The organism is Oceanisphaera arctica (assembly GCF_002936955.1).
Lineage (GTDB): Bacteria > Pseudomonadota > Gammaproteobacteria > Enterobacterales > Aeromonadaceae > Oceanimonas > Oceanimonas arctica.
Genome location: NZ_MPZM01000092.1, coordinates 1 through 2511 on the forward strand (window position 1 = coordinate 1; position 2511 = coordinate 2511).

The 2511-nt window shown below is 61.0% G+C and carries 3 protein-coding genes; all 3 read right to left on the bottom strand.

Translation table 11 applies throughout. The features are described 5' to 3' along the window. On the bottom strand, positions 1–1002 hold a 1002-nt coding region (locus UN63_RS16760), incomplete at its 3' end, for an aldehyde dehydrogenase family protein (RefSeq protein ID WP_104488628.1). Then, positions 993–1601 (bottom strand): transcriptional regulator BetI, encoded by a 609-nt coding sequence (gene betI, locus UN63_RS16765; RefSeq protein ID WP_104488627.1) that lies wholly within the window; start codon positions 1599–1601, stop codon positions 993–995. The genes betI and UN63_RS16760, both read right to left, overlap by 10 nt. 228 nt (positions 1602–1829) lie before the next feature. Beyond that, positions 1830–2511: GlxA family transcriptional regulator (locus tag UN63_RS16770; RefSeq protein ID WP_146084769.1), on the bottom strand; the 682-nt coding region annotated here is incomplete at its 5' end.

The following is a 2511-nucleotide window of genomic DNA, read 5'->3' on the forward strand; positions in this document are numbered from 1 at the left end:
TACCTTCTGCTGATGCGCATGGGAAATGAGGGCGCCGAAGTTGGTGGCCGGATCCATGGGGTCGCCGGCGATGATGTTGTGGCGGGTACGCTCCAGCAGCCGTTCCATGAAGGCCGGGTAGATAGCCTTGTGTACGAACACCCGGGTGCCGTTGGTACAGATTTCGCCCTGGGTGTAGAAGTTTCCGAGCATGGCGGCGGAGACGGCGTCGTCCACATCCGCATCGTCGAAGATGATCAGCGGTGACTTGCCCCCCAGCTCCATGGTGACGTCTTTCAACGAGCTGGCGGCGGCGGCCATGACCTTCTTGCCGGTGCCGACTTCGCCGGTGAAGGACACCTTGGCGATATCCGGATGATGAGTGAGCCAGGCACCCACGGCGCCGTCACCCTGCACCACGTTGAACACCCCGGCGGGCACGCCGGCCTCGATAAAGATTTCGGCGAGCTTGAGCGCGCCCAGCGGGGTTTCTTCCGAGGGCTTGAAGATCATGGCGTTGCCGCAGGCCAGGGCCGGGGCGGCTTTCCAGCAGGCAATTTGCAGCGGGTAGTTCCAGGCGCCGATGCCGGCACAGATGCCGAGCGGCTCTCGGCGGGTGTAGTAGAAGTCGCCGCCGAGATCCTGCTGATTACCCTCGATAGAGGGCGCCAGGCCGGCGAAAAATTCGATGCTGTCGGCGCCGGTCACCACATCCACCACCGAGGCTTCCTGCCAGGGTTTGCCGGTGTCCTGCACCTCGATGCGAGCCAGCTCGTCGTTGCGCTCTCTGAGTAGCGCCACCGCCCGCAACAGGATGCGGCTGCGCTCCATGCCACTCATGGCCGACCACTGCTCGAAGCCCCGGCGGGCCGAGGCGATGGCGGCGTCCTGTACATAGGCGTCGGCCACTTCCATCTGGTAGGCGACCTCGCCGGTGGCCGGATTGATGACGTCGAAGGTGTCACCGCTTTCGTTGGCCAGGTAGCGGCCGTCGACAAAATTCTGATAGCGCATTAATGACATGCTTTTGCTCCATGCGGGGTTAACAGCTGTTCGATAAAGGATTTGCACAAGGCCTCGGCCTGGGCGAAGTCGGTTGATGGAGCCGGGCTCAGGGCACTGCGCAGCCAGAAACCGTCGATCATGGCCGCGGTCTGCAGGGCGGCGTTGGTTGCCGCCTCGTCGTCCAGCAGTTGGCGGAAGGAATAGCGCAGGTTGCTGTATAGGCGGCGGCTGTTGACGTGTTGCAGCCGGGCCAGGGCCGGATCGTGCATGGCCTGGGCCCAGAAGCTGAGCCAGGATTTGGTGGTCGGTTGCGAGCGCTGAAACTCGGTGAAGTTGGCTTCCACTATGATCATCAGTCGTTGCCGGGGCGAGTGTTGCTCACCGCCGCCGGTCTTACGCAGCAGCGCCAGTTTCAGTTCATCCAGCAGCTGCTTTACGGTGGCTTCAATCAAGCCCTGTTTGCCGCCGAAGTAGTGGCTGATGATGCCCGACGACATTCCCGCCAGCCGGCTGATGCTGTTGATGGTGGTGTTATGCAGGCCATACTCGGCCACCGACGCCAGGGTGGCGTCGATCAGCTGTTTCCTGCGAATTTCCTGTACTCCGACGATAGGCATATGATTTTCATTAATTGACCGTTCAATAAAAATAAATCCTAGAGGTAGTCACGGGAATGATCAACCGACTTTGCCGGTTTTGTGTTGGATTGGGTAATGAGTTTAGTATTAAGTTTTTGTTTTTTAAGTGATTAATTATTTTTATCGTGGTGGTTTTTCAGGGGGGAATGGCAAATAGGTAAGGTGTCGCTATGCCCGCCCTTGTCCGGGGGGCACAGCATGCGCCCTTTAACTGCGTTTCTGACGCGCCTGGCTGGGCGAGACGCCGAAAAAGTCCTTGAAGCAGTGGCTGAAGTGGGTGGAGCTGACAAAGCCGCAGGCCACGGCGATGCTGGAGATGCTGGCGCTGCTTTGCAGCAGCAGGCGGCGGGCGTGGGTGATGCGCAGCTCCAGATAGTAGCGGGACGGCGTGGTTTCGAGGTGGCTCTGAAACAGTCGCTCTATGCGCCGGCGCGACAGGCCCACGTAGTCGGCCAGCTCTTCGATGCCGAGCGGCTCTTCGATGTTGCTGTTCATCAGCCGCAGCAGGGTGCGCAAGGCGTCGGGCATGGAAGGGTCGTTTTCGGTCAAAGATAGCGGGGTATCGCCGTCATCGACGATACGATCGCTGCTGAGTATTTCGCTGATGGCGCGTACCGTTTCCCGGCCGTGCAGCCGCTCGATTAACGCCAGCATCATCTCCAGCGCGCTGTTGGGGCCGGAACTGGTCAGTATGCGCGCTTCGACCACCATCGCATGAGGCGACACCTGTACCTGGGGGAAACCTTCTTGCACGAAGGCATGGTTGTCCGGGTGCAGGGCGCAGCCAAGCCCGTCGAGCACGCCGGCGTGGGCCAGGGCCACGGCGCCGTTCCACAGGCCGCCCAACACCTTTTGCCGCTTGGCCGCCGCCTTGAGCGCCCGGCTCAGC

Excerpts from the sequence above, each read along its gene's own strand:
- betI (WP_104488627.1), bottom strand. The coding sequence starts at position 1,601 with ATGCCTATCGTCGGAGTACAGGAAATTCGCAGGAAACAGCTGATCGAC.